The organism is Bradyrhizobium sp. AUGA SZCCT0176 (assembly GCF_018130145.1).
Taxonomy (GTDB): Bacteria; Pseudomonadota; Alphaproteobacteria; order Rhizobiales; family Xanthobacteraceae; genus Bradyrhizobium.
The window spans coordinates 285,763-305,764 of record NZ_JAFCMB010000006.1; the positions used below are offsets into that span (position 1 = coordinate 285,763).

Sequence of the window (20,002 nt, forward strand, 5' to 3'; positions counted from 1 at the left end):
TTGAATTGTGCAGCAGCGAACGGTGGCGGAACGCCTTGCCGCGCTTGTCAACGCGCGGCGAGATTGCCGGTTCCGGCTTCGTGCGTTACGCGCGTCGGAAAGCTCCTCAAACGCATCAAGCGGATTTGCCGGGAACTTTGGCGATACCTTCGATGAAGAGATCGAGGATCGCTTCCGCGGTGCGCTCGGCGTCCGCGCCGGCGACGCCCCAGCGCGGAAAATGACCGTCGATATTCATCCGGGCGAAGCCATAGACCAGCGCCCGGCCGGCGATCTGCACCTGTTTCAGGTCCGCCGAGCGCAATTGCCCCTGCGCAAACGCCTCCGCCAGCGTGCGCTCGGTAAGGTCGATCAGTTCGGCATTGTCCTGCGAGACGCCGGCCGCCTCGTCGTGATCAAAAAAACGGCGGCTGGAAATGATCTCGAAATGGGTCGGGTTCCTCATCGCCCAGCGCAGATAAGCGAGCCCCAGGCAGCGAAACCGGCCCAAGGGCTTGTTGGCCGGAGTGCTGGCCGGTGCCTCGGCCAGCGCCGCTTCGATCTCGGCCCGGAACCTGCGCTGCGCCTCCTCGGCAACCGCGTTCATCAGGGCGTCGCGGCTGGGAAAATGCCGGAACGGCGCCCCCGGCGACACCCCGGCACGGCGGGCAGCCTCGCGGACACTGACCGCGTCAGGACCGCCCTCGCCGACCAGTTGCAGCGCGGCGTCGATCAGAACCCGGCGGAGATCGCCATGATGATAGGGCTTTGCCGCCGGCGCGCGCGCCGTGCGGCGGCGCGGCTTGGCCGGCAGTTTGGCGGACGGAGGCTTGGCCGAAGAACGCATCGTCCCTCCTAACATCACCCTCTTGTGAATGTAAGCAACGATTACACGGGTTGACGATGCGTGACACGCATATGTAACTGATGATTACATTAACTTGCGGGGGGAGAGCGATGTCGGAAAGCCGTCGAAACTGGTTCGAAGGCTGGCGGCTGTTTGCCGTGCTGGCGCTGACCCTGCTCGCGCTTAGCGTCTGGATCGCCGGCATGCGGCAATTCGAGGTCGATGGCGTGCGCATGGTGATCCGCTTCACGGCGCGGACCTCGCTGCTGTTCTTTTGTCTCGCCTTCAGCGCCGCTGCGCTGGCGCGGCTCTGGCCCAACGCCTGGACGCGATGGCAGCGCCGCAACCGCCGTTACCTCGGCGTGACCTTCGCAGCCTCGCACGGCATTCATGCGATTGCGATCGCCGCCTTCGCAATGATGGATCCCGCGGGTTATGCGGCCGCGACCTCGCTCGCCTCCTACATTTTCGGCGGCATCGGCTATGCCGTCATCATCGCGATGACGGCAACGTCATTCGACCGGTCAGCCAAAGCCCTCGGCGCGAGCGCCTGGCGCAGGTTGCATCTGATCGGCGGCTATTATCTGCTGTTTCAATTCATGGTCTCGTTCGGCAAGCGAATTCCCGACATGCCGCTATACGCGGTGTTCCTGATCCCGCTGCTGGCGGTGTTCGCTTTGCGGATGATCAGCATGGCCGCGGCGCGAACGCCGCACACGGTGCAGGCGGGATGACGGCCATAACGCCTGCGCGCTCGTACGGTCATATCAGATCAGATGAAACGTGCGGCCCAATCGGCGATGAATCGTGATCACGGCGCGATCGACGTCGCTGATCAGGCTGTCGCCGAGCGCGACGCTCGGAATTTCCCAGTTGCGGCCGCCGCGGACGCCCGGCACCGGTTGAAGACCGGTGATGCGCGCCGTTTCGCATCCCGGTTGATCGCCAAGCGCCTCGTTGACGAGTTCGGTCAGTTCCGCGCTGGTCTTGCCGATTGTTTCTGTCACCGCGTCGTCATGCCTGTGGCGTCAGGCCGAGGCGCCTGGCGATGATCTTGTCGATGGTGCGCTTGGGCAGCAGCGCCGCTGCCAACACCTGAAGCGGATCGGGCACGATCGAATAGCGAACCTTGGGATTTGGCAGCGTCAGCGCGTCGAAGATCTTCGCGGCGATTTTCTCCGCGGGCAATCCGATCGAACCAAGTTGCAGCATGTAGGCACGGACCTTTTGCAGCGCCGGAAAGAACGGCGAGTTCTTGTAGCCGGATATGTCGACGTCCTCGGCCTTGCTCCAGATCGGCGTTTTTACCGCGCCGGGCGCGATGATGATGACGTCGATCCCGAACAGCATCAATTCGCGGCGCAGGCTCTCCGACAGCCCCTCGATCGCGTGCTTGGAGGCCGCATAGGCCGACGTCATCGGGACGCCATTTTTCCCCGAGACCGACGAGATCATGACGACGCGCCCCTTTGGTCCCTTCAATGACGGATCGGCGCCGAGCAGCGGGCCGAACGCCTGCGTCGCGATAACCGGCCCGATCACATTGACCTCCATCTGGCGGCGGAATTCGTCGGCCGCGAGTTCAAGCACGGGACCTGCCACCGCGATGCCGGCATTGTTGACGAGGCCCGCGAGCGTTTCGCCGTTCAATTGGCTGCGCACCTCGCGCGCCGCGGCCAGCACCGCGGCCTCGTCGGTGACGTCGAACCGCAGCGGCGTGAAATTGTCGCCGAACTCAACCCTGAGGCGGTCCGCGTCGGCCTGCTTGCGCACGCTGCCGAACACGCGAAAGCCACGATCGAGCAGCAGTTTCGCGGCAGCCCAGCCGATGCCGGTGGATGCACCGGTGATGACGACGGATCTCATGATTGTCTCCCCCTCTGTGAAGCGGGGCTGATGTAATCCGGATCGAGAGAAGTGCAATGCGCGGCGGCGGCGGCCAAAATTCCCGTCACGACGGTGCGCGCGCACGCCCCCGTTCTTGCGCGGGAGGTTGAAGAACGCATTCCGGCAGCCTTAACAGAATTCATCGTGAAAAAATCCTTAGCGCCGCGCATCATGGACCGCCTCCTCGGCAGCGGACCGGGCTTGATGGCCTGTTGTCGGAGCGCTTCGCCTTCGAGTTTTTTTCGCAACGGTTTGGAGAGGATAGCTGCCGGTCAAAATACCGGAAACGGCGCAAATCATGCGAATGTCGGTGGTTGGGCGCTGATCACGGCGCAATATAACGGCACGCAGCGTCGCGTGCGTGGTAAAGCAATCGGGAATGCAAAGCGGACAATGTTCTGCGGCGAATTCGCGACAATGGTTGCGAATTTCGCAATTGCCTGTTTTCAGTGCTGCCGTTCCGCATTTCTACGGGCTTTCGCCTTAACGCTCGCGAAAGACCGCGTTCGCCATTGTGCGTGCTGAAGTTGAAACAACAAACAGGCCGCCACAATGGCGCAACAGCCGGCTCACTCGATTATCGCCGAACTCGAAGATGCCGTAAGGGGTGGATCGCCAGCCCGGCGCGTCGAAACCCTCCGTCAGGTCACTGATCTTTTCCTCAATGACGGCGAACGCCTCAGCGAAGACCAGGTCAAGGTGTTTGACGACGTGCTCTGCCTCTTGATCGCACGCGTCGAGACACGGGCAAGAACCGAGCTCAGCAAGCGGCTGGCGCCGCTCGACTATGCGCCGTTCGAAGTCATTCAATACCTCGCATGGGACGATGAAATCGCGGTCGCCGGCGAGGTGCTCACCCATTCCAGCCGCATCAGCGTCGAAGCGCTGGTCGAGATCGCCAGCAGCAAGGGCCAGGACCATCTGCTCGCAATTTCGGCGCGCGACAACTTGCCGGAGGCCGTCACCGACGTGATCGTCGATCGCGGCCAAACCAAGGTCATTCGCAGGCTCGCGAAGAACGCAACCGCGCGGTTCTCCGAAGCCGGCTATTCCGGCATGGTGGCCCATTCCGAAGCTGACGACGAACTGGTCGAGATCCTCGGCCTGCGCCTCGATCTTCCGATCAAGTTCCTGCGCGACCTGCTGCGCCGCGCCAAGGACGCCGTTCGCACCCGGCTGTTGGCCCTTGCGCCGCCCGCACTCCAGGAAGAGATCCGGCGGGTGATCGAAGACATCGTGCGCGAGGGACCTCCGTCCGGACGCGACTTCCGCGTGGCCGAAGAACTGGTCAGGCTGATGATGGAATTGAAAGAGCTGGACGACGCAGCGGTCTATGGTTTCGCCGAGAGCAAAAAGTTCGACGAGGTCATGGTCTCGCTCGCGGTCCTCAACGACGTGCCGGCCGAAATGATGGCCCGCCTGATCGAAGGGCCCCGCTCCGACCTCATCCTGATTCCCTGCCGGTCGGCCCGGCTGAACTGGCCGACGGTCGAGAGCATCCTGCGCAACCGCCCGGTGAAGCGCCGCATCGACGACCAGACTCTGGCCGTCGCCCAGCGGGACTACAAGCGACTGTCGATGGAGACCGCCCAGCGCACCGTGCGCTTCTGGCAACTTCACAACAGGATCGAGCGGTAGGCGGGCGCTGATCGCACCTAGCGCGAAGAAATGAAAAGGGCCGCGCAATGCGCGGCCCCGACTTCCATTTTGACCTAAAGCCGCTTAGTTCTTGGTCTTATCGACCAGCGCGCCCTTCTTGATCCACGGCATCATGTCGCGGAGCTTGGCGCCGACTTCCTCGATCGGATGTTCGGCGAGCTTGGCGCGGGTGGCCTTGAACGAGGTCTGGTTGACCTTGTTCTCCAGCATCCAGTCGCGGGCGAACTTGCCGCTCTGGATGTCGGCGAGAACGCGCTTCATCTCGGCCTTGGTCTCGGCGGTCACGATGCGCGGGCCGGTGACGTATTCGCCGTATTCGGCGGTGTTGGAGATCGAGTAGTTCATGTTGGCGATGCCGCCTTCATAGATCAGGTCGACGATCAGCTTCACTTCGTGCAGGCACTCGAAATAGGCCATCTCCGGCGCGTAGCCGGCTTCCACCAGCGTCTCGTAGCCGCCCTTGATCAATTCGACCAGGCCGCCGCAGAGCACCACCTGCTCGCCGAACAAATCGGTCTCGCACTCTTCCTTGAACGTGGTCTCGATGATGCCGGCGCGGCCGCCACCAACGGCCGAGGCATAGGACAGGCCGAGGTCGTGGGCGTTGCCGGACACGTCCTTGGCGATCGCGATCAGGCAGGGCACGCCGCCGCCGCGCTGATATTCCGAGCGCACGGTGTGGCCGGGGCCCTTCGGCGCGATCATCAGCACGTCGAGATCGGCGCGCGGGTCGAGCAGGTTGAAATGCACGTTGAGCCCGTGCGCGAACACCAGCGCCGCTCCCTTCTTCATGTTGTCGTGCAGATGCTCGCGGTAGATGTCGCCCTGCAGTTCGTCGGGGGTGAGCATCATGACGAGATCGGCCCATTTGGCGGCTTCGGCGACTTCCATCACCTTGAAGCCGGCGGCCTCCGCCTTCTTGGCCGAAGCCGAGCCCTTGCGCAGCGCAATGGCCACTTCCTTGACGCCGGAATCCTTCAGGTTCAGCGCATGGGCGTGGCCCTGGCTGCCGTAGCCGACGATGACGACTTTCTTGCCCTTGATCAGGTTCAGGTCGGCATCACGATCGTAATAAACTCGCATAGTCGTTTCCTCATCGGTGGCCAAATCAGGCCGGTTAATCAGGCATTTGGGTTAAGATGGAGCGCCGGTCGCCCGCGAATTTCCGGCGTTGTCTAGAGCATTTTTCGCGTCAAAGGAAACCCGTTTCTGCATGGCGCGGTGCGGCATCATGCGTCCATGAAGACCGGGTAGAGCGAGGCCAGCAGCAGCACCGCCATCACGATATTGAAGGCCCGCACCGCCCTCGGCGAGGTCAGCACCGGCCGCAGCGCGCTGCCGAACAAGGCCCAGGCGGTGCAGGAAAGCACCCCCAGCAACAGGCTCAGGACGACCTGGATCGCGATGTTCCAGGGATAGGCCGCGATCGCCGCATAGGCCGTGATGGTGCCGATCACCATGACCCAGCCCTTGGCGTTGACCCATTGGAACATGGCCGCGCCCCAGAAGGTCATCGGCCCGCGGCGGTTGTCCTGGTCGGCCGAAACCGGCCCGGACATCGCGATCGCGGCGGCAAGATAGATCAGGTAAACGACGCCGGCATATTTCAGGACCGTCTGCAGCACCGGATAGGCGATGAAGATGGTGCCAAGGCCAAGCCCGACCGCGCCGACCATGAAGGCAAAGCCGACGGTGATCCCGGCGATGTGCGGGATGGTCGGGCGGAACCCGTAAGTCAGCCCCGAGGACAGCAGCATGATGTTGTTCGGCCCCGGCGTGAAGAACATCACGGTGGCGAACAGCACGAAGGCGATCAGGAGCGAATGTGACATGGTGGCCTCACGCGATCTTTGGCAGAACTGTTCTGATGAGGCCTGCAAGCGCTTCGCCAGCAGCACGATGGCGAAGCCGACATCGGCCGGTTGCATTTTTTAGCTTTGTTGGTGGTCCGGCTTCGGTTTGCGCAAAAGATAAGTGCCGTGCAGCGGCGCGTGGTAGTCGACCGATTCCAGCGTGAAGCCGACATCGGTCAGCATGCGTTCGATCACCCAGCCGAAGGTCGAGTACTCGTCGCGCATATGGGTGACCACGCTCTCGCGCTCGAAATCGTGGTTCTTGATCGAGAAATCGGCCCACGCCTCGACGTCGCGATCGACGCCGTCGGGCATGCTGACGAAGACGATGTCGCGCAGGTAGAAATTCGCGCCGGGCTTCAGCGCCGCAAAAATCCGCGCCAGCGCCACCGCCTTCCAGAAATCCGGCAGATGATGCAGCGTGAACTCGCTGACGATCAGGTCGTAGGAATTCGGCTGATAGGCGAAGCTCAGCATGCCCGCCGGCTGGGTGCGGACCGCGACCTTGCGGTCGCGCGCCTGGATGTTGGCGAGCGCCAGCATCGCCGGCGAGATGTCGATGGCGTCGACCTCGGCGCCCATCAGCGCCGCCTCGACCGCCAATACGCCGTTGCCGCAGCCGATATCGGCCATCCGCCAGCCGCGCTCGACGCCGAGCATGGTCAGCGCCGCGCGGGCGCGGATGTCGCTGTCGTCATGCCGGTCGTAGATCGAGGCGACCGCGGAATCGAGCCCGAGTTGCCGCCGTTGATTGTAATACCAGTCGCGCGCCAGCATGGTTCACATCCCCTCTGGCCCGCGCCCGATCGCGGCAACACCGGTGCGCGACACTTCGACAAGGCCGATCGGTCGCATCAGGTCGATGAATTGACTGACCTTGGCGGAATTGCCGGTGATCTCGAACACGAAGCTTTCGGTGGTGGCGTCGATCACGCGGGCGCGGAACGCGTCCGCCAGCCGCAGCGCCTCGACGCGGTTGTCGCCGCCGCCGCGCACCTTCACCATCGCAAGCTCGCGCTCGATCGAGCGGCCGGTCAGCGTCATGTCGACGACGCGATAGACCGGGACCATGCGGTCGAGCTGGTGCTTGATCTGCTCGATCACCATCGGCGTGCCCGTGGTGACGATGGTGATGCGGGAGAGATGTTTCTGGCTCTCGGTCTCGGAGACGGTGAGGCTTTCGATGTTGTAGCCGCGGCCGGAGAACAGCCCGATCACGCGCGCGAGCACGCCCGGCTCGTTCTGCACGAGCACCGAGAGCGTGTGCGACTCGGTCGGATCGTGGCGCTCTTCGAGGAAATAGGCGGATGCGGGCTGATTCATTGTCGTTCCCAAATCTTGGCTACGCCAGTGCCTTGGCGGCGGTGACATTTTCGTTGCGGGCGATCCATTTCCAGAACAGATCGAAATCGATATTGCCGCCGGACAGGATCAGTCCAACCCGCTTGCCGCGGAGCTTCGACTTCTCCTGCAGGGCAGCAGCAAGCGCGGCGGCGCCGGCGCCTTCAGCGAGATTGTGGGTATCAGTCCAGTAGGCGCGCACCGCATCGGCGATTTCGTCGTCGGTCACCTGGACGATGTGCGAGGCGCCCTTGCGAATGATCGCCAACGCCTCGGCGTCGGGGACGCGCGTCGCCATGCCGTCGGCCAGCGTGTTGCTGCTGTTGGTCTTCACCACGGTGCCGGCAGCGAACGACAGCGCATAGGACGGCGCTTCCGTCGACTGCACGCCGACGATTTCCGTCTTTAGCCCGAGCAGATCACGCGCCAGGATGCAGCCGCAGATGCCGGAGCCCTGCCCGATCGGCACATAGAGCACATCGATATCATCAGCAGCACGCAGCAATTCCAGCGCGTAGGTGGCAACGCCCATCACGAGGTCGCGGTGGAACGAGGGCACCAGCTCGAGGCCCTCGCGTTCGGCGTGACGCTCGCATTCCTCGCGGGCGGACTGAAAATCCTCGCCATGCTCGATGAGGTTGGCGCCCAAGGCGCGCATCGACTGGTTTTTCTCGACCGAATTGCCATGCGGCACATAGATCGTCGCCGGTACGCCGAAACGGCGTGCGGCGAAAGCGACACTCTGGCCGTGATTGCCGCGGGTCGCCGAGATAATTCCTGAGGTCTGCACCCGCTCGCGTTGCAGCCGCTCGACATAGACCAGCCCGCCCCTCACCTTGAAGGCACCGATCGGCGTGTGGTTCTCGTGCTTGACGACCACGTCGGCGCCGAGCCGCTGCGCGAGCAGCGGCCACGCATGCGCCGGCGTCGGCGGCATCGCGGCCCCGACGATCCTGTGCGCGTGCTCGAGTTGCCCCAGATCAAACATCTGACCTCACACCAGCGCCTTGCCGCCGGCAAAGGCCGCCGCGGTCGCCTCGTCGGTCGCTTCCGCCGGCAACAGCATTTCATTGTGCGCCTTGCCGGACGGAATCATCGGGAAGCAATTTTCCAGCGCCGCGACGCGGCAATCGAACAGCACCGGGCGCTTGATCGAGATCATTTCCTTGAGCGCGCCGTCGAGATCGCCGGGCTTGATCGCCTGCAGGCCGACACAGCCGAACGCGTCCGCCAGCTTGACGAAATCCGGCAGCGCCTCCGAATAGGAATGCGACAGCCGGTTGCCGTGCAGCAGCTGCTGCCACTGCCGCACCATGCCCATATACTGGTTGTTCAGGATGAAGATCTTGATCGGCAGTTCAAACTGTACCGCCGTCGACATCTCCTGCATCGTCATCTGCACCGAGGCGTCGCCCGCGATATCGATCACGAGGCTGTCCCGGTGCGCGACCTGGACGCCGAGCGCGGCCGGCAGCCCGTAGCCCATGGTGCCGAGCCCGCCCGAGGTCATCCAGCGGTGCGGCTCCTCGAAGCCGAAGAACTGCGCTGCCCACATCTGGTGCTGACCGACTTCGGTCGTGATGTAGGTGTCGTGCCCGCGCGTCGCCTCGAACAGGCGCTCGATGGCGTATTGCGGCAGGATCACTTCGCTGTTCTTCCGGTAGGCGAGCGAATTGCGCGCCCGCCATACGGCGATCTCCTGCCACCACGCCTTGATGTCCGGCTTTTTCGCTTCCGCCTTGAACACCTGCAACAGATCGCCGAGCACGTTGCCGCAGTCGCCGATGATCGGCACATCGACGTGGATGTTCTTGTTGATCGAGGACGGATCGATGTCGATGTGGATCTTCTTCGAGCCCGGCGAGAACGCGTCGGTGCGGCCGGTGATGCGGTCGTCGAAGCGCGCGCCGACGCACAGCATGACGTCGCAATCATGCATCGCCATGTTGGACTCATACGTGCCGTGCATGCCGAGCATGCCGAGCCAGTTCTTGCCGGTCGCGGGATAGGCGCCGAGGCCCATCAGGGTCGAAGTGATCGGAAAGCCGGTGACTTCGACCAGTTCGCGCAGCAGTTTCGAGGCTTCGCGTCCGGAATTGATGACGCCGCCGCCACTGTAGATCACCGGGCGCTTTGCGCCGGCGAGCAGCGCCACGGCTTTGCGGATCTGCGACGCGTCGCCCTTGACCCGCGGCGTGTAGGAAACATGCACGTCGGACTTGCGCGGCGGATGATAGGTGCCGGTCGCGAACTGCACGTCCTTTGGCACGTCGACCACGACGGGTCCGGGACGGCCGGTCGTGGCGACGTAAAACGCCTCGTGCAACACTTTCGCGAGATCGTTGACGTCGCGCACCAGCCAATTGTGCTTGGTGCAGGGTCGCGTGATGCCGACGGTGTCGCATTCCTGGAACGCGTCATTGCCGATCAAATGCGTCGGCACCTGCCCGGTGATGCAGACCAGCGGAATCGAATCCATCAGCGCGTCCGTCAGCGGCGTCACCATGTTGGTGGCGCCGGGGCCGGAAGTCACCAGCACGACGCCCGGCTTGCCGGTCGAGCGCGCATAGCCTTCGGCGGCGTGGCCGGCGCCCTGCTCGTGCCGCACCAGGATGTGCTCGACCTCGCTCTGCTGGAAGATCTCGTCATAGATCGGAAGCACCGCACCGCCGGGATAGCCGAACAAATGCTGGACGCCATGATCGATGAGCGCGCGCACGATCATCGCGGCACCGGTCATCTGGTTCGGATCGTGGCTCTTGTCGGTCATGACGTTTTCCTTGGCTTGCTCCGGATGCGCTGTGTCTGCGCGGCTTCGTCGGTTTGGATTTGGGAAATAAAAAAGGGCCCCAGAGGCCCTATGCACACCGCCTGCAATTGGATGGCCTCAGCCATCCCGGGCGGTGCGCCAGGGTACGACTACGATAAGGAGCTTGGTAATAATATTACGCATAGGACGGTCCATACTTCCCGAAGATTACGCGCGTTATAGCGATCGGACCCCGGAAGTCAAGGGAAGGACGCTTTCAGCCCGATTAAGGAAGTGTAACGGGGTTCCAGCCGTTCGGCGAGTGCGAATTTGCTGTTCCCTGCCATGCGCGGGGCCCTACGACGTCTCCGTCATTCCAGGATGGTCCGAAGGACCAGACCTCAGGGGCGCTATTGCGCCCCCTCGGAATCTCGAGATTCCGGGTTCGCTTCGCGCCCCGGAATGACGGTGGCCACCCACCCCCGCGCCGCCTCCGGCGCCACCCACTCAAACTCCGGCAATTGGTGCCGGAACCAGGTGAACTGCCTCTTGGCGTAGTGGCGGGTGTCGGCGCGGCCGATCTCGGCGGCCTCCGCTTGGCTGATCTCGCCCTTCAAATGCCGGATCAGCGCCGGCACGCCATGGGCCTTCATCGCCGGCAGCAGAGGGGCGAGGTGTCGGGCGGCCAGTCCGGCCACCTCCTCCAATGCGCCTGCTGCCAGCATCGCATCGAACCGCGCATCGATCCGGGCATAGAGCTGGTCGCGCTCGGGTGCCAGAAATAACGCGTGAAACTCGCCTTGCGGCAGCAGCGGCGGCAGGCCTTCACGGTGCCAGTCGGTCAGCGCGCGGCCGGTGGCCTCGACCACTTCGAGCGCCCGTGCGATGCGGGCGCGGTCGCGCGGCTTCAGGCGTTCCGCCGTTGCCGGGTCGCGCTTTGCGAGCTCCGCATGCAACGCTTCGACGCCATCGCGCTCCAGCCGCGCGCGCACGCTGTCACGCACTTCGGCCGGGATCGGCGGCACCGCCGACAGGCCGCGCGTCAGCGCCTTGAAATAGAGGCCGGAACCGCCGACGAAGATTGGCAGGCGTTTTGCGGCTTGTGCTTCCGACAGCATTTTGGCGGCGTCCGCGACCCACGCGCCGGCGGAAAAATTCACGGCGGCATCGACATGGCCATAGAGCCAATGCGGCGCCTGCGCCTCTTCGGCGGGCGTCGGGCGGGCCGTGATGATGCGGAGATCGCGATAGACCTGCATGGAATCGGTGTTGATGACGACGCCGCCGGTCTTTTGCGCCAGCTCAAGGGCCAGCGCCGACTTGCCGCTGGCGGTCGGCCCTGCGATAAGCACGGCCTTATTCCCCAAACGCGAATTCGCCTGCATGTCCCTCGTCGCCACGCTCATCTGCAATCCCGTCAACCCCGCGCTCGACTCCACCATCGTCGACGGCGCGCTGGCCGTCCTGCCCTCGCCCGGCACGGCCCAATGGCTGTTCGACGAAGTTGCGGTCGATATCCCCTTCACCGGCAGCGAGGATATCAAGGCGATCGAGGCCCGCCTGCGCCAGGCGCGGGGCGACCTGCCGATCGACATTGTGGTGCAGCCTGCCGCCTTCCGGCGCAAGAAGCTTTTTCTCGCCGACATGGATTCCACCATGATCGGCCAGGAATGCATCGACGAACTGGCCGATTTTGCCGGACTGAAGGCGCACGTCGCCGCCATCACCGAACGCGCGATGCGCGGCGAAATCGAGTTCGAGCCGGCGCTGCGCGAGCGCGTCGCGCTGCTGAAGGACATGCCGGTCGGCGTGGTCGATGAAGTGCTGAAAAAGCGCATCACGGCGACGCCGGGCGGCCGCGAACTGGTTATGACCATGCGCGCCAACGGCGCCTACACCTGCCTGATCTCGGGTGGTTTTACGCTGTTCACCAACGCGGTCGCCGCGATGATCGGGTTCCAGGAAAACCGCGCCAACGAGTTGAAGGTGTCGGGCGGCAAGCTCACGGGCGAAGTCACCGAGCCGATCCTGGGCCGCGCCACCAAACTCGCGACGCTGGTCGAACTCACCGAGTCCTTTGATCTCGACGACATCGACACGCTGGTGACCGGCGACGGCGCCAACGATCTCGGCATGATCGAGGCCGCCGGCCTCGGCGTCGCCTATCACGCCAAGCCGGCCGTGGCGGCGGCCGCCGCCGCCCGGATCGACCACGGCGATCTCACCGCATTGCTCTATGCGCAGGGCTATCGGCGCGATGAATTTGTGACGGCGTGAATCACCGCCGCACCTGAACACGAAGCATTTAATTGCTTGTTCGTGACGACCCGCTCGCCCAGTTTTGCAGAGAGCAGCGCGGGTGGAGTTCTTTCAGGTGAACCAAATCAATCTACGATTCGCAACGTCCTCCCCTGCCGGGAGCGACCCGCTGCAGGCCATCGAGACGGCCTATCGGCGGATCGAGACCGAGCGTGACCGGAACTGCTGGATCCATGTCCGCCCGATCGCGGAGGCGCGGGATCATTGCCGCACGCTGATGGCACGCGCCGATTCCGGCGAAACCCTCCCCCTGCTCGGTGTCCTGTTCGGCGTCAAAGACAATATCGACGTTGCGGGCATGCCGACGACGGCCGCCGTTCCGGCGTTCAGCTACATGCCGGCACGATCAGCCGAAAGCGTCGAACGCTTGATCGCGGCCGGCGCGATCTGCATCGGCAAGACCAATCTCGATCAACTCGCCACCGGCCTCTCCGGCGCGCGCTCGCCCTACGGATCATGCGCTGCCGTCGCAGACCCGCGCTATGTCTCGGGCGGCTCCAGTTCGGGCTCGGCGGTCGCGGTCGCCGCCGGCCACGTCACGTTCGCGCTTGGCACCGATACCGGCGGTTCGGGCCGCATTCCCGCCGGGTTCAACGACGTCGTCGGCATCAAACCGACGGTCGGGCTGGTTTCGTCGCGTGGCCTGGTGCCGAATTGCCCGACGCTGGATTGCGTCTCGATCTTCTGCAATTCGGTACAGGACGGCGCCGCGATCCTGGACGTCATGGAAGGCTTCGATCCCGAGGATCCGTACAGCCGGCTCGCGCCCGCCTCCGTCAGCGCCCGCGCCAGCGGCAAGTTCAGGTTCGGCCGCCTCATGGCCAAGGATCTCGAATTCTTCGGCATGCCCGAATGCGGCGCGCTCTACGAGCAGGCCTGCGACAGGTTTTCCACCCTCGGCGGTACCGCGGTCGAGATCGACTTTGCGCCGTTCGCCGAGGCCGGCGCGATGATGTTCGCCGGACCCTGGGTCGCGGAAAGACGCGCCTCGATATCAGCGCTGATGGAGGTCGATACCGATCGCCTGCTCGATGTTACAAAAACCGTGCTTCGGACGGCCACCAGCTATTCGGCGATCGACGCCTTCACCGCGATGCACCGGTTGTTGCGGCTGCGCCGGCAATCACAAGGCCTTCTCGCCGGTGTCGATGCGCTGGTGGTGCCCACGGCGCCGCGACCGTTCCTGCTGGACGAGATGCACAGCGATCCGATCACGCTGAACAACCGCCTTGGCCACTACTCTTACTTCGCCAATCTGCTGGATCTCTGCGCGGTAGCGATCCCGAACGGCGTGTTGCCGAACGGCATCCCCATGGGGGTGACGCTGCTGGCGCCGGCCTGGTCCGACCGGGCGCTGATCGCGCTGGCGGGGCGGCTCGACACAAAATCGCGAAAACAACCCCATGCAAAGTAGGGAATGTGCCTCGGCTCGCGAGCACGCCACGATTGTGTCCCGGGTGCGAGAAAGATGGTCCATCGTCACGGCCCAACCTCATCTCATCCCGCGCTAGACCACTTCAAGATCCAGCGCCGGCATGTTCAGGATCGAGATCAACCCCCGGTGATACCGGATGATGCCGCGCTGCTGCATGCGCGCGAGCTGAACGGTGACCCATTGCCGGGTTGAGCCGATCAGGTTGGCGAGGTCGCCATGCGTAAACGGCACCGCGATAGTGGTTTCGCGGCCGTTGCGGATGCCGTGTATCCGCGACAGGAAAATCAGCAGGCGATGCAGCCGCTCGGTGACCGAGCGCGTCCCCAGCATTTGCGCCATCGCCGAATAGCACCGCGCCTTGAACGCGAGCGCGTCCAGCAACGCCACCGCCAGTGGGGCTGACTCCAGCGCGACTTTCTTCAGCGCCGGTCCCGGCAGAAACGTCAGCTCGCTCGCCTCAACCGCCACCGACGTCCACATATGCGGTCCGGTGCCGAACAAATCCGGGCCGCCGACGAAGTTGCCCGGAAACCAGTAGGCCAGCGTCACCTCGCGCCCTGACGGCGCGACGTAATAGCTCCGAATGCGGCCGGATCGGATCAAATAGATTCCGGTCTGACCATCGCCCTGCTGCCAGACGAACTGGCCGGTTTCGAGAGGCTTGTCGCGGCCGATACCGCGCAGGCGCTGCCGATCTGCCTCGCACAATTCATCCAGCAGACCCGGCAGCGGGCGGACGAGGCTGTCCGATTCCGCCAGCATGATTCCGGCCGCGGCTCTCGCATGGGCTGCTGTCATGGTCGCCTCCTTGAACTGAGCTGATCAATTCAAGACTCGTGCCAAGAAGGCGCAATTTGGCGCCGCAAGAGCCTTTTCCGTTCCGATGGAATCGGAACGGGGCTCTGGATTTTTGATTTGACGCGTTTTCTCTAACGCGAACCGGTATCCACTTCGCTTTGAAAACGCTCTAGCCGGCGCTCGACTGATCGAAGGCGCGACGGCCTTCGGACCGGATCAGGTCGAGACAATCCTTCTTCAGCGCGAGGTAGGCAGGATCGAGCATGATGGCGTTGGAACGCGGCCGCGGTAGATCGACGCCAAGATCGCGCAGGATGCGTCCGGGGCCCGCGCTCATGATCAGGACCCGGTCCGCCAGCAGAATGGCCTCGTCGATGTCGTGGGTGACGAACACGACCGTTGCATCGATACGGTCGCGCAATTCGAGCAGGCTGTCCTGCATCACGCTGCGGGTCTGGGCGTCGAGCGCGCCGAACGGCTCGTCCATCAAAAGCACGCGCGGCTGGTTGGCAAGCGCGCGTGCAATCGCAACGCGCTGCTGCATGCCGCCGGACAGCGTGTGCGGATAGGCGTCGGCGAAACGATTGAGACCGATCATCTCGATCAGGCCATCGGCAATCGCCCGGGCCTCGCTCCGCGACTTCCCCAGCATGCGCGGACCATGGGCGATGTTCTTGCGGACGGATTTCCAGGGAAACAGATGCGGCTGCTGGAACACCATGCCGACATCGGGTCGCGGCCGCTGCATCGGCTTGCCGTCCACAATCACCGCGCCGCTGTACGGCGTCTCCAGGCCTGCGATGGTGTTGAGCACCGTCGACTTGCCGCATCCGGATGGACCCACGATGCAGACAAACTCGCCGTGAGCCACGCTGAACGTCACCCGATCGACGGCAATCACCTGCCCCTGCGGCGTGTCGAACACGATGCTGAGATCGGCGACGCTGATGATGGTGCGGGCCACCGCGCGTTCTCCTGCAAGGGATGGCCGCGAATGCGCAAGCGTCAACGCGGCGTCGGACCGATGTACCATCTGCTTCATCGCCACCACACCGTGCGTTCCGCGACCGCCGCGAACAGGCGGTCGGCGACAAAGGACATCAATCCGAGCGCGGCCAATCCGCCCATCACCTGGCCGGTCTGCAGATTCTGCTGCGCTATCTCGATCCGGTAGACGATGCCGGCAAAGGCGCCCGCCAGCTCGGCCGCCACCAGCGTGTAGAATGAAATGCTGATCGCGGTTCGAAGCCCGACCACGATGTAGGGCAAGGCGCCGAGCAGCACGATCTCCTGCAGCATCTGGCGCCGCGGCGTTCCGAGCATCTGCGCCGCCCGGATCAGGCCGCGATCGACCTTCTGCACGCCGATATGCGTGGACAGCCACACCGTGAAGAAGACGCCCCAGACCACCAGGAACAGCTTTCCGGTTTCAGACAGGCCGAACCAGAGGATCACGATCGGAACGAACGCGATCGGCGGTATCGGCCGCAGGATATGAAACAGCGGCGACAGCAGGCTTGATACCAGCGCGAACTGCCCGGTGAGAACGCCGAGCGCTATGCCCAGCGCCGCCCCCACCACGAACCCGGTCACGACGCGATAGAGGCTCGCCCCGAGATCGAGGAAGAACTGCCCGCTTCGCACCCATTCGAGCACGGCGACCGCGACGACCGACGGCGGCGGAAACAGTACGGCGTTGACGATCCCCGACCGTGCGATCACTTCCCATGCCACGACAAAGAGCGGGATCGAAAGCGCGCCGACCAGGATATTGAGCCGCTTCATCTGCTATTTGACCGAGACGGTGACGCGGCCGGCATCGATGCCGCGCAGCGGCTCGAGCGCCAGCACCTTGGCGAAGTCAGGCATCGTCGCGCCCGGCGGGTGGTTGCCGCTCTCCAGCCGCCACGCCGCATGCAGCTTGAGAATGCCGAGCAACTGATCGTCGATACGGACGCGGTAGACGTAGTCCTGCCAGATCGCAGCGAGTTCGTCGCGCTTCATGCCGACGATGTCGGCGATGGTCGTGATCGCCTCGTCCGGGTTCGCCTTCAGCCAGGCCTCGGCGTCCAGCAAGGCCCGCAAGAATTTCTGCACCAGCGGGCCGTTGGCGTCGAGATAGGGCCGCGTCACCACGATGTTGAAGGTCTCGGAGTACAGACCCTTGGTGTCCAGCAGCACCGCGTTCTCGCCGAGGGCCTTCCTGGCGTTGGCGATATGCGGCTCCCAGGTATCGAACGCGTCGATGCTGCCGGCCGCCATCGCCGGCAGCATTTCCTGCGGCCGCAGGTTGACCAGCGTCACGTCGCCCGGCGTCAGGCCCGCGGCCTTCAGCAGCGTCGCCGTGTAGACCTCGCTGCCGGTGCCCGCGGTGAAGCCGATCTTCTTGCCGCGCAGGTCGGCCTTGGTCTTGATCCCGGCCTTTGCCGCCGTCATGGTCTTGAGGTCGGAGTATTCCATGCCGGCGACGAACGCGATCGGCTGGTTGGCCATCGCTGCGGCGGTCACCGGCGCTTCGGCCGTGGTCGCAAAATCGGCGCCGCCGCCGAGCACGGTATCCAGGCATTGCTTGCCCGAGGTGAAGTTGGCGACGGTAATGTCGAGCCCCTGCTTTTCGAACATTCCCTTCGCCTTGGCGACGATGACGAGGCCCGATATCGGACCGAGATTCTGCGCCAGCCGCGCTTTCACAAGATCCTGCGCCGCCGCCATCGTGGGCCCGACGATCGACCAGCAGAGCACGGCACATGCCGCAAACGCGGCGGCGGGGATGGATCTGGCGCGCGGCATGAGTGATCTCCATGGGCCGCCAGGGGCTCTGACGGCATGCTTGGTGACAATGATGGCGCCGGCCCCTGACCGGTCCCACCCGCAAGCCCCGCGTCCTCCCTTTGGACCTCCCGGCCAGCCTGTTGGGACCGTTGAGGTGATCCCGCTGTTTTCCGAGATGCCGATCGTCGGTTATGGCCGCCGTCCAAGGAAGCAATTAATCGACATTGGACGCGGGCAGGCGCGACGTGACGCAGGGGTGCTTGCGCACCCCGGTCACGAGGTCGGGTCGTGCTGGATTGGGTTACGATCAGGCGCGCATGCGCGGCGGTATCGTCGAGATGAATTTGTGGAGGTGGGATTTCGGCGTCGTCCCGGCCTAGTGCGCAATTGCGCACTAGGCCGGGACGACATATCACTGCACGAGCAGCGGCACGAAGCGCAACTCGCCTTCGCCGTTGGCAACCATCAGCAGGACCGACTTGCGCCCGTCCTTCTTGATCTGATCGACCCGCTTCTTGACGTCGGCGGTGTTCGTCACCGCCTCCTGCGCCACCTCGACGATGACGTCGCCGGCGGACAGCCGCTTCTCGGCGGCATCGGAGGCATTGTCGACGCCGGTGATGACCACGCCCTTGACGCTGTCCTTGATCTTGTATTTTCCGCGCAGATCCTTGCTCAGGGCGGCCAGATCGAGACCGAGCACCTTTTGCGTCACCGGCTTCTCGGCGGCGGGCTCGTCCTTCGACTTGGCGGCGGCCTGCTGCACCTTCTCGTTATCCTCGAGCCGGCCGAGCGTCACCTTCTTGGTTTCCTCCGCGCCCTTGCGGATGACGACGACTTCGACTTCCTTGCCGACCGCGGTGTCGGCGACCACGCGCGACAGGTCCTTCGGATCCTTGACGTCCTTGCCGTCGAACTTGACCACGACGTCGCCGGGCTCGATCCCGGCGGGCTTGGCCGGACCCTTGTCGTCGATGCCGGCGACAAGCGCGCCGCGCGCCGGCTTGATGTTGAGGCTTTCGGCGATCTCGTCGGTGACCTGCTGGATGCGGACGCCGAGCCAGCCGCGGCGCAACTCGCCGAACTCCCGGAGCTGATTGACTACGCCGATCACGGTCTTCGAAGGCACCGCAAAGCCGAGGCCGATCGAACCGCCGGTCGGCGAGATGATCAGCGTGTTGACGCCGACCACTTCACCCTCGAGGTTGAACAGCGGACCGCCGGAATTGCCGCGGTTGATGGAGGCGTCGGTCTGGATGTAGCTGTCGTAGGGCCCCTGGCTGATATCGCGGTTGCGCGCCGAGACGATGCCGGCCGTCACCGAGCCGCCGAGGCTGAAGGGATTGCCGATCGCAATCACCCATTCGCCGAGACGCAGCTTGTCGGACTCGCCGAACTTGACCGCGACCAGCGGCTTCACCGGCTTGAATTTCAACACCGCGATATCGGTCTTCTTGTCGACACCGACCAGTTCGGCCTTGATCTTGGTGCCGTCGTTCATGATGATGTTGATCTCGTCGGCATCGGCGATGACGTGATTATTGGTGACGACGACGCCAGCGGTATCGATGATGAAACCGGAGCCGAGCGAATTGGTCTTGCGCGGCTGCATCTCGCTTCGCTCGCCCCCCTTGGGAGCGCCGCCGCGCCGGTTCTTGAAGAAGTCGTCGAAGAATTCCTCGAACGGCGAACCCGGCGGCAATTGCGGCGTGGCCTGCCGGTCGCCGCCACCACCACCCTTGGCCTCGACGTTCTGCGAGGTCGAGATATTGACGACGGCGTCGATCACCTTTTCGGCGATGTCGGCGATGCCGTCCGGGCCCCGCGCGAAAGCCGGCGCTGAAGCCAGAGCGCCGACAGCGCCGAGTGAAATCGCAGCCCCCATCATGCGCAGGCGACGGCTCAAAGCGGGTCTGGCTCCGGTCATGTCAGCTTCTCTCCAACGGGTCGATTTGGGGTCCACAGTGCGCCCGAACGGGTCTGAGGCGCAAGCATTTGAACCGGGCATTTCGGCGAAAAACCGGCCATCGGCGGCTCACGATTTCGTTGATTCCGCAGGCGATTTGCCAAGGTCGGCTCGGCTGGCGCGCTAGCGGCGAACCAGCCAGATCAGGAGCAGGCCCACGACCGCAGACCCGATGCCCACCGCGCGCAGAATGTTGTCCGGCGTCGTCATCGCGCTCTTCATCGCCCGGCGCATCCAGGCCGGGCTCGCCGCGAACATCAGGCCTTCCAGCACAAACAGGATTCCCAGGCCGATGAGGAAGTCGGCAAACGCTATGGACCTCATCGGATGGCAACCTCCCGCTGAACGCAGTTCTTGCTTTTATCGCAGGCGAAGCGGGGTCCGCTTCGCCTGATAT

At 64.1% G+C, this 20,002-nt stretch carries 21 protein-coding genes; 5 read left to right on the forward strand and 16 right to left on the reverse strand.

Annotation, left to right across the window (positions count from 1 at the left end; translation table 11 throughout):
* Positions 1-115: 115 nt before the first annotated feature.
* Entirely contained in the window at positions 116-826 is a 711-nt protein-coding gene (locus JQ600_RS17555; RefSeq protein WP_212389920.1) for a TetR/AcrR family transcriptional regulator, read from the reverse strand.
* Positions 827-936: 110 nt separating this feature from the next.
* Here JQ600_RS17555 and JQ600_RS17560 point away from each other — a divergent pair, with 110 nt between their 5' ends.
* Complete coding sequence (locus JQ600_RS17560) at positions 937-1,560, forward strand: hypothetical protein (protein WP_212266490.1); 624 nt, start codon at positions 937-939, stop codon at positions 1,558-1,560.
* Between the two features lie 33 nt (positions 1,561-1,593).
* On the opposite strand, the gene JQ600_RS17565 is transcribed toward JQ600_RS17560, so the two are convergent.
* Both JQ600_RS17565 and JQ600_RS17570 read right to left on the reverse strand, forming a co-directional pair.
* Complete coding sequence (locus JQ600_RS17565; RefSeq protein WP_212389921.1) at positions 1,594-1,833, reverse strand: hypothetical protein; 240 nt, start codon at positions 1,831-1,833, stop codon at positions 1,594-1,596.
* A gap of 7 nt (positions 1,834-1,840) precedes the next feature.
* Positions 1,841-2,692 carry an SDR family oxidoreductase gene (locus JQ600_RS17570; protein WP_212415514.1) on the reverse strand — a complete coding sequence of 284 codons (852 nt, stop codon included), beginning with the start codon at positions 2,690-2,692 and terminating at the stop codon, positions 1,841-1,843.
* Between the two features lie 51 nt (positions 2,693-2,743).
* Between JQ600_RS17570 and JQ600_RS17575 the strand changes: the two genes are divergently transcribed.
* On the forward strand, positions 2,744-3,238 hold the full coding sequence (locus JQ600_RS17575; protein WP_212389923.1) for a hypothetical protein: 495 nt from the start codon (positions 2,744-2,746) through the stop codon (positions 3,236-3,238).
* A gap of 27 nt (positions 3,239-3,265) precedes the next feature.
* Positions 3,266-4,351, forward strand: coding sequence for a DUF2336 domain-containing protein (locus JQ600_RS17580; protein ID WP_212266482.1), 1,086 nt, complete (start codon positions 3,266-3,268; stop codon positions 4,349-4,351).
* Between the two features lie 84 nt (positions 4,352-4,435).
* On the opposite strand, the gene ilvC is transcribed toward JQ600_RS17580, so the two are convergent.
* The 7 genes from ilvC to miaA form a co-directional block, all read right to left on the reverse strand.
* A complete protein-coding gene (gene ilvC, locus JQ600_RS17585; protein ID WP_212034449.1) occupies positions 4,436-5,455 on the reverse strand; it encodes a ketol-acid reductoisomerase in 1,020 nt (339 codons plus the stop codon).
* A gap of 146 nt (positions 5,456-5,601) precedes the next feature.
* A complete protein-coding gene (locus JQ600_RS17590; protein ID WP_212034450.1) occupies positions 5,602-6,204 on the reverse strand; it encodes a LysE family translocator in 603 nt (200 codons plus the stop codon).
* 99 nt (positions 6,205-6,303) lie between these two features.
* A complete protein-coding gene (locus JQ600_RS17595; RefSeq protein ID WP_212266480.1) occupies positions 6,304-7,002 on the reverse strand; it encodes a class I SAM-dependent methyltransferase in 699 nt (232 codons plus the stop codon).
* Positions 7,003-7,005: 3 nt separating this feature from the next.
* Positions 7,006-7,548: an acetolactate synthase small subunit gene (gene ilvN, locus JQ600_RS17600; protein WP_192737977.1), complete on the reverse strand. Its 543-nt coding sequence runs from the start codon at positions 7,546-7,548 to the stop codon at positions 7,006-7,008.
* A gap of 19 nt (positions 7,549-7,567) precedes the next feature.
* Positions 7,568-8,554 (reverse strand): threonine dehydratase, encoded by a 987-nt coding sequence (locus tag JQ600_RS17605; RefSeq protein WP_212389924.1) that lies wholly within the window; start codon positions 8,552-8,554, stop codon positions 7,568-7,570.
* A gap of 6 nt (positions 8,555-8,560) precedes the next feature.
* Positions 8,561-10,336, reverse strand: a complete 1,776-nt coding sequence (locus JQ600_RS17610) for an acetolactate synthase 3 large subunit (protein ID WP_212266476.1) — start codon at positions 10,334-10,336, stop codon at positions 8,561-8,563.
* Positions 10,337-10,725: 389 nt separating this feature from the next.
* The gene (gene miaA / locus JQ600_RS17615; protein WP_212389974.1) at positions 10,726-11,700 is read right to left on the reverse strand and encodes a tRNA (adenosine(37)-N6)-dimethylallyltransferase MiaA; all 975 of its coding nucleotides are present in this window, start codon (positions 11,698-11,700) and stop codon (positions 10,726-10,728) included.
* On the opposite strand from miaA, the gene serB reads away from it, so the two are divergent.
* Together serB and atzF are read left to right on the forward strand one after the other, a co-directional pair.
* Entirely contained in the window at positions 11,699-12,592 is an 894-nt protein-coding gene (gene serB, locus JQ600_RS17620; protein WP_212266474.1) for a phosphoserine phosphatase SerB, read from the forward strand. The genes miaA and serB overlap by 2 nt on opposite strands.
* Positions 12,593-12,689: 97 nt before the next feature.
* Positions 12,690-14,048: an allophanate hydrolase gene (gene atzF / locus JQ600_RS17625; protein ID WP_212389925.1), complete on the forward strand. Its 1,359-nt coding sequence runs from the start codon at positions 12,690-12,692 to the stop codon at positions 14,046-14,048.
* 93 nt (positions 14,049-14,141) lie between these two features.
* Here atzF and JQ600_RS17630 read toward each other — a convergent pair whose 3' ends face one another.
* From JQ600_RS17630 to JQ600_RS17655, 6 genes are all read right to left on the reverse strand, one after another.
* Positions 14,142-14,867: a Crp/Fnr family transcriptional regulator gene (locus JQ600_RS17630; RefSeq protein ID WP_212389926.1), complete on the reverse strand. Its 726-nt coding sequence runs from the start codon at positions 14,865-14,867 to the stop codon at positions 14,142-14,144.
* A gap of 169 nt (positions 14,868-15,036) precedes the next feature.
* Positions 15,037-15,900: an ABC transporter ATP-binding protein gene (locus tag JQ600_RS17635; RefSeq protein WP_212389975.1), complete on the reverse strand. Its 864-nt coding sequence runs from the start codon at positions 15,898-15,900 to the stop codon at positions 15,037-15,039.
* Positions 15,901-15,905: 5 nt separating this feature from the next.
* On the reverse strand, positions 15,906-16,652 hold the full coding sequence (locus tag JQ600_RS17640) for an ABC transporter permease (RefSeq protein ID WP_212389927.1): 747 nt from the start codon (positions 16,650-16,652) through the stop codon (positions 15,906-15,908).
* Between the two features lie 3 nt (positions 16,653-16,655).
* Positions 16,656-17,657 (reverse strand): NrtA/SsuA/CpmA family ABC transporter substrate-binding protein, encoded by a 1,002-nt coding sequence (locus JQ600_RS17645; RefSeq protein WP_212389928.1) that lies wholly within the window; start codon positions 17,655-17,657, stop codon positions 16,656-16,658.
* Positions 17,658-18,051: 394 nt separating this feature from the next.
* Positions 18,052-19,566: a Do family serine endopeptidase gene (locus JQ600_RS17650; protein ID WP_212266464.1), complete on the reverse strand. Its 1,515-nt coding sequence runs from the start codon at positions 19,564-19,566 to the stop codon at positions 18,052-18,054.
* 162 nt (positions 19,567-19,728) lie between these two features.
* Entirely contained in the window at positions 19,729-19,929 is a 201-nt protein-coding gene (locus JQ600_RS17655; RefSeq protein ID WP_192737988.1) for a DUF2065 domain-containing protein, read from the reverse strand.
* Between the last annotated feature and the right edge of the window lie 73 nt (positions 19,930-20,002).

What these genes read in the sequence shown, in the direction of transcription:
- JQ600_RS17595 (WP_212266480.1), bottom strand. Translation starts at nt 7,002, where the DNA reads ATGCTGGCGCGCGACTGGTATTACAATCAACGGCGGCAACTCGGGCTC.
- JQ600_RS17640 (WP_212389927.1), bottom strand. Translation starts at nt 16,652, where the DNA reads ATGAAGCGGCTCAATATCCTGGTCGGCGCGCTTTCGATCCCGCTCTTT.
- JQ600_RS17605 (WP_212389924.1), bottom strand. Translation starts at nt 8,554, where the DNA reads ATGTTTGATCTGGGGCAACTCGAGCACGCGCACAGGATCGTCGGGGCC.
- JQ600_RS17570 (WP_212415514.1), bottom strand. Translation starts at nt 2,692, where the DNA reads ATGAGATCCGTCGTCATCACCGGTGCATCCACCGGCATCGGCTGGGCT.
- JQ600_RS17655 (WP_192737988.1), bottom strand. Translation starts at nt 19,929, where the DNA reads ATGAGGTCCATAGCGTTTGCCGACTTCCTCATCGGCCTGGGAATCCTG.
- serB (WP_212266474.1), top strand. Translation starts at nt 11,699, where the DNA reads ATGTCCCTCGTCGCCACGCTCATCTGCAATCCCGTCAACCCCGCGCTC.
- ilvC (WP_212034449.1), bottom strand. Translation starts at nt 5,455, where the DNA reads ATGCGAGTTTATTACGATCGTGATGCCGACCTGAACCTGATCAAGGGC.
- JQ600_RS17590 (WP_212034450.1), bottom strand. Translation starts at nt 6,204, where the DNA reads ATGTCACATTCGCTCCTGATCGCCTTCGTGCTGTTCGCCACCGTGATG.
- JQ600_RS17580 (WP_212266482.1), top strand. Translation starts at nt 3,266, where the DNA reads ATGGCGCAACAGCCGGCTCACTCGATTATCGCCGAACTCGAAGATGCC.
- JQ600_RS17560 (WP_212266490.1), top strand. Translation starts at nt 937, where the DNA reads ATGTCGGAAAGCCGTCGAAACTGGTTCGAAGGCTGGCGGCTGTTTGCC.
- miaA (WP_212389974.1), bottom strand. Translation starts at nt 11,700, where the DNA reads ATGCAGGCGAATTCGCGTTTGGGGAATAAGGCCGTGCTTATCGCAGGG.
- JQ600_RS17630 (WP_212389926.1), bottom strand. Translation starts at nt 14,867, where the DNA reads ATGACAGCAGCCCATGCGAGAGCCGCGGCCGGAATCATGCTGGCGGAA.
- JQ600_RS17610 (WP_212266476.1), bottom strand. Translation starts at nt 10,336, where the DNA reads ATGACCGACAAGAGCCACGATCCGAACCAGATGACCGGTGCCGCGATG.
- JQ600_RS17635 (WP_212389975.1), bottom strand. Translation starts at nt 15,900, where the DNA reads ATGGTACATCGGTCCGACGCCGCGTTGACGCTTGCGCATTCGCGGCCA.
- JQ600_RS17645 (WP_212389928.1), bottom strand. Translation starts at nt 17,657, where the DNA reads ATGCCGCGCGCCAGATCCATCCCCGCCGCCGCGTTTGCGGCATGTGCC.
- ilvN (WP_192737977.1), bottom strand. Translation starts at nt 7,548, where the DNA reads ATGAATCAGCCCGCATCCGCCTATTTCCTCGAAGAGCGCCACGATCCG.
- JQ600_RS17555 (WP_212389920.1), bottom strand. Translation starts at nt 826, where the DNA reads ATGCGTTCTTCGGCCAAGCCTCCGTCCGCCAAACTGCCGGCCAAGCCG.
- JQ600_RS17650 (WP_212266464.1), bottom strand. Translation starts at nt 19,566, where the DNA reads ATGACCGGAGCCAGACCCGCTTTGAGCCGTCGCCTGCGCATGATGGGG.